Source organism: Streptomyces sp. MAI_2237 (assembly GCF_054189285.1).
Map to the genome: position 1 here is coordinate 2,300,838 of NZ_JAJPGQ010000003.1, position 11,728 is coordinate 2,312,565.

Sequence of the window (11,728 nt, forward strand, 5' to 3'; positions counted from 1 at the left end):
TGTCACCGGACGACCTCCTCGGCGTCCACGTCCCGGGCCACCAGCGCCCGGTAGGCGGGTTCCGTGTCGAGCAGTTCGCGGTGGCTCCCGGCCGCCACGGCCGCTCCGTCCACCAGGAAGTACACGGTGTCCGCCCGGTCCAGCACGAGCGGGGACGTCGTCGTGACCAGCGTCGTACGGCCCTGCCGCGCCGCGCGCAGCCGCTCGGCGACCCGCGCCTCGGTGTGGGCGTCCAGGGCCGACGTCGGCTCCACGGCGAGCAGCACCTCGGGGTCGGCGAGCAGGGCGCGCACCAGCCGCACCCGCTGGCGCTGGCCGCCGGAGAGGTTGCGGCCCTGGGCCTCGATCACCGAGTCGAGCCCGTCCGGCAGCCCGTGCACGACGTCCTCGGCGACCGCCGTGCGCAACGCCCGCTCGATGTCCTCCCGCGCCCGCTCCCGCCGCCCGCAGACCAGGGAGCGCAGCGTCTGCGCGAACAGGTCCGCCTCGTGGTCGGCGACCAGGACGCGCTCCCTGATCCGCGCCACCGGGATGTCGGCCAGCGGAACCTCGCCCCAGGTCGCCGCCGAGGGCGTGTATCCCCCCAGCCGGTCGACGACGGCCGCCGCGTCGGACGGGCGGGCGGCGGCCAGCGCGGTCAGCCCGCCCGGCCGGACCCGCACCCCCGACTCGGGGTCGCACAGTTCCGCGGGCCCCTCCGGCGCGTCACGGGTGCCGGTGTCGGCGAGGGGCTCGAGCCGCAGGAACCGCACGACACGGCGGGCCGCCACCAGCCCCCGGCTGATCTGGTAGCCGCACTCCACCCAGAAGGCGACCGGGCCCACCAGCACCGCCACATAGCCGTAGACGGACACCAACTGGCCGACGGTGATGAGTCCTTGGGCGGCCAGCCGGGCCGCCAGCCAGGTCACCAGGGCCAGGAACAGCGTCGGCAGGCCCACCCCGAGCGCCTGGACCCAGCTGGTGACCGCGCCGACCCGGTAGCCCTGCCGGCGCAGGCGCTGCGAGTCGCGCCGGAATGCCTGCGCGAACAGCCCCTTGCCGCCGAGGCCGTTGAGGACCCGCAGCCCGCCCGCGAGGTCGGCGATCCGGGCGGTCAGCACGCCCTGCCGCTCCCGGTACTCGCTCTCCGCGCCCTGCAGCCGGGCCAGCAGCGGGCCCACGAGGACGACGATCACGGGCATGCCGAGCAGGACCACGGCCGCCACCAGCGCAGAGACGGACAGCAGCAGACCGGCGACCACGAGGTAGGCGACCACCGCCCCGACGCCGGGCCCCACCACCGTCAGCGACTGGCTGATCGTCTGCACGTCGCCCACGCCGATCGTGACGACCTCCCCGGCCCCCACCCGGCCCCGCAGCGCGGCCCCCAGCCGCACCGCCTGGTCCACGACCACCTTCACCGTGCGGAAGTTGGCGTCCATGCGCACCCGGGTCATGGTGCGGTGCCGCATGATGCTCAGCCAGGCGTTGAACGCCCCGACCGCGAACAGCACCGCCGTCCAGCCCGCCAGCGCCGGGAAGTTACCCGGCACCAGCCCGTCGTCGATCGCCCGGGACAGCAGATAGGGGGTCGCCGCCAGCAGGACCATCCACACGCTGCCCAGCACCGCCCCGGTGGCGCATCTGCCGGGCTGGCAGCGCACCAGCCACAGCAGATAGCGGGCGCCGCCACGACGGTCGGGCTCCCCGGGCTCCTCGTACGCGTCGATCACCTGTCCCCCTGGAAGGTCGCACCACAGATCACTCGTCCCGGCGCGAGGTCACGCCAGACTGTCCCGCCACGCCCGGTGCAGATCCGCGAACCGGCCGGTGCCCGCGACGAGTTCGGCCGGTGTGCCGTCCTCGACGATCCGGCCGTGCTCCATCACCAGGACCCGGTCGGCGATCTCCACCGTCGACAGCCGGTGGGCGATGACGACCGCCGTACGGCCGCGCAGGACCGTCGACATGGCGCGCTGCACGGCCCGCTCACCGGGGACGTCCAGCGAGCTGGTCGCCTCGTCGAGGATCAGCACGGCCGGGTCCGCCAGCAACGCCCTCGCGAACGCCACGAGTTGACGCTGACCGGCGGAGATGCGGCCGCCCCGCTTGCGTACGTCGGTGTCGTACCCGTCGGGCAGCGCCTCGATGAAGTCGTGCGCGCCGATCGCCTTCGCGGCCCGCTCGATCTCCTCACGGCTCGCCTCCGGCCGCCCGACGGCGATGTTCTCGGCGACCGTGCCGGAGAACAGGAACGCCTCCTGCGTCACCATCACCACCCCGCGCCGCAGTTCGGGCACGGACAGCTCGCGCAGGTCGACGCCGTCGAGCAGGACCCGCCCCTCGGACGGGTCGTAGAAGCGGGCGAGCAGCTTCGCCAGCGTCGACTTGCCCGCGCCGGTGGTGCCGACGACCGCGACCGTCTGCCCGGCCGGCAGCGTGAGGTCGAAGCGGGGCAGGACCTCGCCGCCGGTGCGGTAGCCGAAGCGCACGCCGTCGAAGACGACCTCGCGGCCCGGGCCCCGGCCGTCGGCGAGGGCGGGAAGCCGCACGGGCGCCGAGGGCTCCGGGACGGAGGGCGTCTGCGCGAGCAGGCCGGCGATCTTCTCCAGCGAGGCCGCCGCCGACTGGTAGGCGTTCAGGAACATGCCGAGCCGGTCGATGGGGTCGTACAGCCGGCGCAGGTACAGCACCGCGGCCGCCAGCACGCCGAGCTCCAGTGAGCCGTCCGCCACCCGGTAGGCGCCCCACAGCACGATCGCCGCGACGGCGGTGTTGGCGACCAGCCGGGAGCCCACGACATAGCGGGCCATCTCCAGCATCGCGTCGCCGTTGGTCCGCTCGTGGCGCCGGTTGAGCACCCCGAACTCGGCGTCGTTGGCGGCCTCCCGGCGAAAGGCACGCACCGGGCGGATGCCGTTCATCGTCTCGACGAACTTCACGATCACGGCCGCGATGGCCGTCGACCGCACCCGGTACACCCGTCCCGCACGCCGCTGGTAGAGCCGAACCAGCAGATACAGCGGCACGAACGACGCCACCGCCAGTGCCCCGATGCCCGGATCCAGCCACAGCAGCATCGCCGAGATGGACACGAAGGACAGGACGACCGTCACGAGCTCCTGCAGGCCCTCGTTCAGCAGCTCGCGCAGCGACTCCACGTCCGTGGTGGAGCGCGAGATCAGTCGGCCGCTCGTGTACCGCTCGTGGAAGTCGATGCTCAACGCCTGCGCGTGCCGGAAGATCCGGCCCCGCAGGTCCAGCAGCACGTCCTGGCTGACCCGGGCCGAGGTCAGGATGAACGCCGACTGCAGCACCCCCGAGGCCAGCGCGCACAGCAGATAGGCGACGGCCACCAGCACCAGCGGCCCGTGGTCGTCGCGCCGGAACGCCGGTACGGCGTTGTCGATCGCGTACGCCACCAGCAGCGGGCCCGCCTGCACCGCCGCCTGCTGGAGCAGCAGCAGGAACCCGGCCAGGGCGACACCTGACCTGCGCGGGGCGAGCAGTGAGCGCAGCAGCCCGGCGGTGGCGCCCGCGGGAGTGGGCAGCACGTCCCGGTCGAAGGGGTCGGAGGGGCCCGCGGGGCGCGGGAGGTCCGGTTCGTCGTCGGCCGTGGACACGGACGTCGAGGGTGCCGTCATCGCTCGTCCTCCGCTTCCTGGGCGCCCGACATCAGGTGGGCGTACTCGGCGTTGCCGCGCAGCAGTTCGTGGTGGGTGCCCACGGCCGCGATACGGCCCCCGGACAGCAGGGCGACCCGGTCGGCGAGCAGCACGGTGGACGGGCGGTGCGCCACGATGAGCGCCGTGGTCTCGGCCAGCACGTCCCGCAGGGCGGCCTCCACGGCGGCCTCCGTGTGCACGTCCAGCGCCGACAGGGGGTCGTCCAGGACGAGGAACCGGGGCCGGCCGACGACGGCCCGGGCGAGCGCGAGGCGTTGGCGCTGGCCGCCGGACAGGCTCAGGCCCTGCTCGCCGACCTGCGTGTCCGTGCCCTGTGGCAGCGCGTGCGCGAACTCGGCCTGCGCCACCGACAGGGCGCGGTTCAGCTCGGCGGCCCCGGCCCGGTCGCCGGCGCCCATGAGCACGTTCTCCCCGACGCTCGCGGAGAACAGGGTCGGTTCCTCGAAGGCCACGGCCACCTTGGCGCGCAGCTCCTCGCGGGACATGGCGGTGATGTCCTCGCCGTCCAGGGTGATGCGACCCGAGGTGATCTCGTGCAGGCGCGGGACGAGCGCGGTGAGGGTGGTCTTGCCGCTTCCGGTGGCACCGACCAGCGCCATGGACTCGCCGGGACGGATGTGAAGGTCGATCCGGTCCAGGACGGGGGGTGAGCCGTCCGGGGCGTCGGGGTAGCGGAAGCGGACGTCGTGGAAGCGCAGGCCGCTGTCCAGCGACGGCCGCACGGCGGATCGCCCGGAGTCCTCCTGCTCCTCGTCCAGTACCTCGAAGTACCGTTCGGTGGCCGTCGCCGCCTCCTGGCTCATCGCCAGCAGGAAGCCGATGGAGTCCACCGGCCACCGCAGCGCGAGCGCCGTCGACAAGAACGCCACCAGCGTCCCCGCCGACAGCGAACCGTCCGCCACCCGCACGGTCCCCAGCACCAGCGCCGCCCCGATGGCCAGTTCCGGCAGCGTCACGATGACGCCGAAGATCGTGGCCAGCAGCCCCGCCTTGCGCAGCTCCGTCCCGCGCAGCGTCCGCGACAGCTCCCGGAAGGCCCGTTCCTGGCTGCGGTGGCGCCCGAAGCCCTTGATGATGCGGATGCCGAGCACGCTCTCCTCGACGACCGTCGTCAGATCGCCGACCTGGTCCTGCGCGAGCCGTGCCACGCGCGCGTACCGCTTCTCGAAGATCACGCAGGTGACCACGACGGGCACGGCCGGCACCAGGATCACCAGGCCCAGCGTCCAGTCCTGGAGCAGCATGATGGTCACACCGACCAGGATCGTCACGCCGTTGACCAGCAGGAACGTCAGCGGAAAGGCGAGGAACTGGCGCAGCAGCATCAGGTCCGTCGTGCCGCGCGAGAGCAACTGTCCCGAAGCCCACCGGTCGTGGAAGGCGACCGGCAGCCGCTGCAGGTGCCCGTACAGCGTGGCCCGCATGCCCGCCTCGACGCCGGACAGCGGCCGCGCCACCAGCCAGCGCCGCAGCCCGAACAGCAGCGCCTCGGCCACCCCGAGGAGCAGCAGGTACAGCGCGCCGAGCCACACGCCCGCCGGGTCGCGGTCGGCCACGGGGCCGTCGACCATCCACTTCAGCACCAGCGGGATGACGAGACCCGCGCAGGAGGCGACGATCGCCACGCACGCGGCCGTCACCAGCCGCGCCCGCACGGGCCGGACATGGGGCCACAGGCGGAGCAGGGTGCGTACCGCCGACCGGTCCTTGGTGGTTGCACGTGTCGTGGGCATCAGGGGTGAGCCTACGGATCGGCACTGACAACGCCCACCGAGTTTTGGCCGGACCGGAATCGGCCCATGGTCCTACGACCTGCGCGTTCGAGCGGCCGCACGGGAGCGGCGGCGGGGTCGTAGGGCCGCATCCACCGATCGGCTGATGCGGCTTCGAGCGCGACGGCCGATGTGGCCGGACCCCGCCTTTGGCGACGCTGGTGCCATGTCCGTCATCGAAGTCACCGACCTGCGCAAGAGTTACGGCGGCCGGCCCGCCGTCGACGGGGTCTCCCTCGCCGTCGAGGAGGGCGAGATCTTCGGGATCCTCGGCCCGAACGGCGCCGGCAAGACCACCACCGTCGAGTGCGTCGAGGGGTTGCGCGTCCCCGACGCCGGCCGCGTCCGCGTCACCGGCCTCGACCCCGTCGCCGACCACGCACGCGTGGCCCGCGTCCTGGGCGCCCAGCTCCAGCAGAGCGAGTTGCAGCCCAAGCTCACCGTCCGCGAGGCGCTGGAGCTGTACGCCTCCTTCTACCCCAGCCCGCTCGACTGGGCGCCGCTCGCCGAACGCCTCGGCCTCACCGCACAGCTCACCACCCGGTTCGCCAAGCTGTCGGGCGGTCAGAAGCAACGCCTGTTCATCGCCCTGGCGTTGATCGGCAACCCCCGTGTCGTCGTCCTCGACGAACTCACCACCGGCCTCGACCCGCGGGCCCGCCGGGACACCTGGCAGCTCATCGAGGACGTCCGGGCGAGCGGGGTGACGGTGCTGCTGGTCACCCACTTCATGGAGGAGGCCCAGCGGCTGTGCGATCGGATCGCCGTCATCGACAAGGGGCGGGTGGCCGCCCTGGACACCCCGGCCGGCCTGATCCGGCGCTCGGCGGGCGCCACGGTCATCAGCTTCACCCCGTCCGCCCCGCTGGACGACGGTGACCTGGCCGCCCTGCCCGCGCTCGCCTCCGTCGACCGCAAGGACGGCCGGATCACGCTGGCCGGCACCGACGAGACCGTCAACGCCGTCATCACCCTGCTCGCCCGCCACCGCGTCACCGCCCACCAGCTGCGCGTCGTGGACGCCACGCTCGACGACGCCTTCCTGGACCTGACGAAGGCCGACACGAAGGCCGACACGGCCGACACGGCCGACACGAAGGAGACCGCGTCATGAGCACCGCCGTCCTGCGGACCGAGGTCCGGCTCTTCCGCCGCGAACCCGGCGCGATCTTCTGGATCCTGCTCTTCCCGACCCTGCTGCTGGTGATCCTCGGCTCGATCCCCGGCTTCCGGGAGCACCAGAGCGACCTCGGCGGACTGCGCACCATCGACGTCTACGTCCCGGTCGCCGTACTGCTCGGCCTGATCGTCGGCGGCCTGCAGTCCATGCCGCAGACCCTCACCGGCTACCGCGAGCGCGGCATCCTGCGCCGGATGGCCACCACACCCGTCCGCCCCTCCGCCCTGCTGTCCGCGCAGATGGCGGTGTACGGCGGCGCGGCCCTGGCCTCGGCGCTGCTCGCCCTCGTGACCGGGCGGCTGGCCTTCGGCGTACGGCTGCCCGAGCAGCCCCTCGGCTACCTCCTCGCGCTGCTCCTGGCCGTCCTGGTCGCCCTCGCTCTCGGATCGGTGGTGTCGGCGCTGTCCCGTACGACGAAGATCGCGGGCGCGATCGGATCGGCCGTGTTCTTCCCGTCGATGTTCTGCGCGGGCGTGTGGCTGCCGGTGCAGTCCATGCCGCACCTGATGGCGAGGATCGTCGACTGCACGCCCTTCGGCGCCGCCGCGCAGGCCCTGAACCAGGCGGCGGCCGGGCACTGGCCCGGCTGGGGCCACCTCGGCGTGCTGGCCGTGTGGATCCTGCTGCTGACCGGCGCGGCCGTGCGCTGGTTCCGCTGGGAGTAGGGACGGGGCCGTGCAGACTGAGGACATGACCGGGGTGGACACGCAGATCGAGCGGCGCTGGGAGCAGTTCCACACCTGGGGGCCGTACGGGCTGCTGTTCATCGGTCTCGTCCCCGCCCTCGCCACCGCCGACCCGCACGCCGGCCCGGCCAAGTGGTACACCGGCTGGGCCCTGATCGGCGCGGCGGTCGTCCTGCAGCTGTGGTGGCACAGCACCCGCCCCCAGGGCCCCGACCGCCGCCGCGTCCCCTCCGGGGCCGGGACCGTGTACTACGCCGTCCGCTGGGCGCTGGCCTTTGCCCTCACCTGGCTCAACCCGTTCTTCGCGTTCTACGCCGCGACCGGCTACATGGACGCCGACGAGACGATCCCGGGCAGCCGGTGGCAGCGGCTCGGGCTGTTCGCGAGTGCTGTCACCGTGGCCGGCGCGCAGGCCGGCGGGATGCCGTTCCACGGCGCGGTCCAGTGGCTGGTCTTCCTCGCGCTGCTGGCCGCCAACTCCGGTCTGCAGATGGTGGTCGCCCATCTCACCGAGCAGGAGACACGGCGGGCCCGCGAGCGGACCGAGACCATCACCGAACTGGAGCGCACCAACGCCGCGTTGCAGCAGGCGCTCGACGAGAACGCCGCCCTTCACGCCCAACTCCTGGTCCAGGCACGGGAGGCGGGTGTCGCCGACGAGCGGCGGCGGCTGGCCGCCGAGATCCACGACACCATCGCCCAGGGCCTGACCGGCATCATCGCCCAGCTCCAGGTCGTGGCGAACACCCCCGACGAGGCGGCGGCCCGCGAACACGTGGGCCGTGCCGTGGAGCTGGCCCGCCACAGCCTGGGGGAGGCCCGCCGCTCCGTCCACAACCTCGCCCCGGCCGCCCTGGACAACGACGGGTTGCCCCAGGCGTTGAAGAAGACGGTCTTCGCATGGGGCGAACGCACCGGCGTACGGGCCGACTTCACCGTCACCGGCACCGCCGAGCAACTGCACGGCGAAGTGGCGGCCACCCTGCTGCGCATCGTCCAGGAGGCCCTGTCCAACGCCGCCCGCCACGCCCGGGCCACCCGCGTCGGGGTCACCCTGTCCTTCATGGGCGACGAGGTCGTCCTCGACATCCGCGACGACGGCACCGGCTTCGATCCGGCCGCCGTACCGGCCCGCACCGCCTCCGGAGGCTTCGGCCTGGACGGCATGCGGGCCCGCGCCGAGCGCATCGCCGGCTCCCTGACCGTCGAGTCCGAGCCTGGGCACGGCACGGCGCTGTCGGCTCGCGTACCGTTGGTCCGCCATGACCGCTGACATCTCCGTGCTGATCGTCGACGACCATCCCGTCGTACGGGACGGTCTGCGCGGCATGTTCGAGTCCGCGCCCGGCTTCCGCGTCCTCGGCGAGGCCGCGAACGGCGTCGAGGCGGTCGAGCGGGCCGCCGCGCTCGATCCCGACGTGGTGCTGATGGACCTGCGCATGCCGGGCGGCGGCGGGGTCGACGCCATCGCCGAGCTCACCCGGCGCGGCGCCCGCGCCAAGGTGCTCGTGTTGACGACGTACGACACCGACACCGACACCCTTCCGGCGATCGAGGCCGGCGCCACGGGCTACCTCCTCAAGGACGCCCCGCGCGACGAGCTGTTCACCGCCGTGCGCGCCGCCGCCGAGGGCCGCACCGTCCTCTCCCCGGCCGTCGCCTCCCGCCTGGTCTCCGCGGTGCGTGCCCCCGGCAACGAGCCCCTCTCGGCCCGCGAGCGCGAGGTGCTGGCCCTGGTCGCCCGGGGCACCTCCAACCGTGAGATCGCCCGCGAACTGTTCATCAGCGAGGCGACGGTGAAGACCCACCTCACCCACCTGTACGCCAAGCTGGGCGTGAACGACCGCGCGGCCGCGGTGGCCACCGCCTACCAGCGGGGCATCCTCGGTTAGGGCCTGCCGTTTGGATCAGCTCGGCGTCGCGGAGCCTGCCACGCACTCCCCCGGAGGGGGCACTCCCAACCGCGTTGTCGTCACTCGCCGACTCCCCCACCCTCGGCTTCGCTCGAGCGGGGGGACCCCCATCGCGTCGACTCCCTCCTCCGCCTTGCAGCCGCACGCACCAGACCCCGCTCGGCTCGGCCACGACGCACCGTCCCCTGCAACCGACCCGATCCAAACGACAGGCCCTGGCTCATCCGGCCACCCGCAGCAGCAGGACCGAGCGGGCCGGGACCGTGATCGCCGCTCCTGCCCGGTGCGTCGTCCCCGGTTCCTCCGCCTGTGTCTCGCGTGAGGTGTCGACGACCACCTCGTACCGCTCGGCCCAGGGCGGCCCCGGCAGCACGAAGCCCGACGGGCGGTCACCGGCGTGCAGGACGGCGAGGAAGCTGTCGTCGAGGATCGCCTCGCCGCGCTCGTCGCGGCCCGGGATGTCCCGTCCGGAGAGGTACATGCCGAGCGTGGCGGCGGGCGCGTACCAGTCCCGTTCCGTCATCTCCGCACCGCGCGCGGTGAACCAGGCCAGGTCGCGCAGGCCGTCCGCCGAGTGCGCGCGGCCCGAGAAGAAGGCGCGGCGGCGCAGCACCGGGTGGCGGTGGCGCAGCGCGATCAGCCGGGAGGTGAGGTCGAACAGCGCCTTCCAGCCGGGCTCCGCCAGCAGTCCCCAGTCCAGCCAGCCGATCTCGTTGTCCTGGCAGTAGGCGTTGTTGTTGCCGCGCTGGGTGCGGCCCAGCTCGTCACCGGCGACGAGCATCGGCACGCCCGTCGACAGCAGCAGCGTGGTCAGCAGGTTCCGCAGCTGCCGCCGCCGCAGGGCCCGTACGCGCTCGTCGTCGGTCTCGCCCTCCGCCCCGCAGTTCCAGGACCGGTTGTCGTCCGTGCCGTCGCGGTTGCCCTCGCCGTTGGCCTCGTTGTGCTTGCGTTCGTACGACACCAGGTCGCGCAGGGTGAAACCGTCGTGCGCGGTGATGAAGTTGACGGAGGCGTAGGGCCGCCGGCCGCCCCAGGCGTACAGGTCGCTGGAGCCCGACAGGCGGTAGCCGAGGTCGCGCACATCGGGCAGCGCGCCGCGCCAGAAGTCCCGTACGGCGTTGCGGTACCGGTCGTTCCACTCCGTCCACAGCGGCGGGAAGGCGCCCACCTGGTAGCCGCCGGAGCCCACGTCCCACGGCTCGGCGATCAGCTTCACGCGCCTGAGCACCGGGTCCTGGGCGATGACCGCGAGGAACGGCGAGAGCATGTCGACGTCGTGCATCGAACGGGCCAGCGCGGCGGCCAGGTCGAAGCGGAAGCCGTCGACGCCCATCTCCGTCACCCAGTAGCGCAGCGAGTCGGTGATGAGGCGCAGCACGTGCGGCTGCACCACGTGCAGGGTGTTGCCGCAGCCGGTGTAGTCGGCGTAGCGGCGCGCGTCCGACTGAAGCCGGTAGTAGCCGCGGTTGTCGATGCCCTTCAGAGAGAGAGTGGGGCCCAGCTCACCCGCCTCGGCCGTGTGGTTGTAGACGACGTCCAGGATCACCTCGATGCCGGCCGCGTGCAGCGCCCGTACCATCCGCTTGAACTCGCCGACCTGCTGTCCGGTCGTACCGGAGGCGGCGTACCCGGCGTGCGGGGCGAAGTAGCCGATGGAGTTGTAGCCCCAGTAGTTCCTCAGGCCGCGGCGCAGCAGGTGGTCCTCGTGGGCGAACTGGTGCACGGGCAGCAGTTCGACGGCCGTGACGCCCAGCTTCACCAGGTGCTCGATCGCCGCCGGGTGCGCGAGGCCCGCGTACGTGCCGCGCAGCTCCTCCGGGATGCCCGGGTGCAGCTGCGTGAAGCCCTTCACGTGCAGTTCGTAGATGACCGAGTCCGCCCACGGGGTCTTCGGGCGGCGGTCGTCGGACCAGTCGTCGTCGTCGTGGACGACGACGCCCTTGGGGACGAACGGCGCCGAGTCCCGCTCGTCGCGCACGGTGTCCGCGACGTGCTGCTGCGGCCAGTCGCGCACATGGCCGTACACCTCCGGCGGCAGGCCGAAGTCGCCGTCCACCGCGCGCGCGTAAGGGTCGAGCAGCAGCTTGGCCGGGTTCCAGCGGCCACCCGTCCACGGGTCCCAGCGGCCGTGCACCCGGTAGCCGTACCGCTGCCCGGGCCCGACCCCAGGCACGAAGCCGTGCCAGATCTCGTGGGTCAGCTCGGTCAGGCGGACCCGCGTCTCCTTGCCCCGCTCCTCGAACAGGCACAGCTCCACCGCCTCCGCGCCGCCCGCCCACAGCGCGAAGTTGGTGCCCGCCACCCCGTCCGGCCCGGTACGGAACCGGGCGCCCAGCGGCGTCGGCGCACCCGGCCGCACGGGCACGCCCGGCACCCTGCGGACCCCGCCGTCGACCACGACGGCGGGGCGCACGCCCTCCTCGGCCACCGCCTTCTGCTCGGCTGCGCTGGACACCTGTCGGCCTCCCACGGCTCGTGGAACGGAATGGAAAGGGTGTGCGGCGTCCCG

Annotated in this window: 8 protein-coding genes; 4 read left to right on the forward strand and 4 right to left on the reverse strand. The window is 73.1% G+C overall.

The genetic code is table 11. The features are described 5' to 3' along the window. Positions 1-2: 2 nt before the first annotated feature. From LN251_RS21100 to LN251_RS21110, 3 genes are read right to left on the reverse strand one after another with little or no spacing between them, the layout of a single operon-like run. Positions 3-1,715, reverse strand: a complete 1,713-nt coding sequence (locus LN251_RS21100) for an ABC transporter ATP-binding protein (protein WP_458245750.1) — start codon at positions 1,713-1,715, stop codon at positions 3-5. Between the two features lie 48 nt (positions 1,716-1,763). Continuing rightward, positions 1,764-3,626 carry an ABC transporter ATP-binding protein gene (locus tag LN251_RS21105; protein WP_458245751.1) on the reverse strand — a complete coding sequence of 621 codons (1,863 nt, stop codon included), beginning with the start codon at positions 3,624-3,626 and terminating at the stop codon, positions 1,764-1,766. After that, positions 3,623-5,401 (reverse strand): ABC transporter ATP-binding protein, encoded by a 1,779-nt coding sequence (locus tag LN251_RS21110; protein ID WP_458245752.1) that lies wholly within the window; start codon positions 5,399-5,401, stop codon positions 3,623-3,625. The genes LN251_RS21105 and LN251_RS21110 overlap by 4 nt, the downstream gene beginning before the upstream one ends. Positions 5,402-5,606: 205 nt before the next feature. Here LN251_RS21110 and LN251_RS21115 point away from each other — a divergent pair, with 205 nt between their 5' ends. The 4 genes from LN251_RS21115 to LN251_RS21130 are packed head-to-tail and all read left to right on the forward strand — an operon-like array spanning position 5,607 to position 9,198. Continuing rightward, positions 5,607-6,554: an ATP-binding cassette domain-containing protein gene (locus LN251_RS21115; protein WP_458245753.1), complete on the forward strand. Its 948-nt coding sequence runs from the start codon at positions 5,607-5,609 to the stop codon at positions 6,552-6,554. After that, positions 6,551-7,285, forward strand: a complete 735-nt coding sequence (locus LN251_RS21120) for an ABC transporter permease (RefSeq protein ID WP_458245754.1) — start codon at positions 6,551-6,553, stop codon at positions 7,283-7,285. Before LN251_RS21115 ends, LN251_RS21120 begins: the two co-directional genes overlap by 4 nt. Positions 7,286-7,310: 25 nt before the next feature. After that, positions 7,311-8,579 carry a sensor histidine kinase gene (locus tag LN251_RS21125; RefSeq protein WP_458245755.1) on the forward strand — a complete coding sequence of 423 codons (1,269 nt, stop codon included), beginning with the start codon at positions 7,311-7,313 and terminating at the stop codon, positions 8,577-8,579. Continuing rightward, entirely contained in the window at positions 8,569-9,198 is a 630-nt protein-coding gene (locus LN251_RS21130; protein WP_458245756.1) for a response regulator, read from the forward strand. The genes LN251_RS21125 and LN251_RS21130 overlap by 11 nt, the downstream gene beginning before the upstream one ends. A gap of 241 nt (positions 9,199-9,439) precedes the next feature. Here the strand turns inward: LN251_RS21130 and glgX are convergent, their stop codons facing one another. After that, positions 9,440-11,674: a glycogen debranching protein GlgX gene (gene glgX, locus LN251_RS21135; RefSeq protein ID WP_458245757.1), complete on the reverse strand. Its 2,235-nt coding sequence runs from the start codon at positions 11,672-11,674 to the stop codon at positions 9,440-9,442. Positions 11,675-11,728: the final 54 nt, after the last annotated feature.